The sequence below is a fragment of the Thermodesulfatator autotrophicus genome (genome assembly GCF_001642325.1).
Classification (GTDB): Bacteria; Desulfobacterota; Thermodesulfobacteria; order Thermodesulfobacteriales; family Thermodesulfatatoraceae; genus Thermodesulfatator; species Thermodesulfatator autotrophicus.
The window spans coordinates 1-1,102 of sequence record NZ_LSFI01000054.1 but is presented as its reverse complement, the minus strand read 5'-3'; the positions used below and the strand labels follow the sequence as shown (position 1 = coordinate 1,102).

The window sequence follows — 1,102 nt, the reverse complement described above, 5'->3', positions numbered from 1 at the left end:
AAGCTTTTTAAAGGAAAGATTGAAGAAGAAATTAACAAAACCTTTGATGAAATTTTAGCCTAAACTTTTGACGATAGGGTCTGGTTCACCAAAATACTTGCCCTGCCATAAGTCCCGGTTAAGAAGGGTTTCTTCTACGAGACGGAGGGTTTTAGCTTTTTCGCGAGCCCAGTCTGGTGCTACCAGTTCGTCAGGACGGGGGTCTCCGGTAAGACGCTGAATCACTACCTTCCAAGGTAACATGGCCAGAGACTCGCAGACCAGGTCAACATATTCATTTTGGGCAAGGGGTTTATATTGGCCTTCATGATAAAGCCTTTCCATTTTTGTGCCACGAACAATGTAAAGTTCGTGAAACTTGATGCCATCTATAGGGAGCTTGGCGAGTTTCCCTATTGTTTCAAGCATCTGGGTCATGGTTTCACCTGGCAGGCCAAATATAACGTGGGTGCATACTAAAAGTTTCTTACTTTTCGCCAATTCTAAAGCCTTAACGAAATCTTCGTAGGTGTGTCCACGGTTTATAAAAGCCAAAGTCTGGTTGTGGGCACTCTGAAGCCCTATTTCAAGCCAGACCATTAGACCTCGTTTTCTATAGGAAGCCAGGAGTTCAACAATTTCCTGGTTTACGCAATCTGGACGGGTGCCTATGGCCAATCCCACTACGCGCTCATCAACTAATGCTTCGTCGTATAGCTCTTTGATTCTGTCAATGGGCCCGTAGGTGTTAGAAAATGCCTGGAAATAGGCAATAAACTTTTTTACTTTATAGCGCCTACTAAGGTGTTCTATACCTTTAAGCATCTGGGTTCTAACACTTAAGCCTTTTTTAAAAGCACCTGTGCCAGAGCCAAAAGCATTGCAGTAGATACAACCGCCGTAGGAAATGGTGCCGTCTCTGTTTGGGCAGGAAAAACCGGCATCAATAGTTACTTTCTGGACTCTTTCGCCAAAGTGTGCCCGTAAAAAGGTATTTAGTGAATGATAGCGTTTTTGGGCGAGAATTTGATTTAGTTTCATATTCAAAAAATAAACTTTTTAAAGTGATTTGACAAAACTTCTCAATTTTTCTGCATAGTGTTTCGTCAACTGTGTCCGCAGG

1 protein-coding gene is annotated in these 1,102 nt (G+C 42.7%); it reads right to left on the bottom strand.

What is annotated here, in order from left to right:
- Positions 1-54: 54 nt before the first annotated feature.
- Complete coding sequence (locus TH606_RS09900) at positions 55-1,020, bottom strand: TIGR01212 family radical SAM protein (RefSeq protein ID WP_068543505.1); 966 nt, start codon at positions 1,018-1,020, stop codon at positions 55-57.
- Positions 1,021-1,102 lie beyond the last annotated feature (82 nt).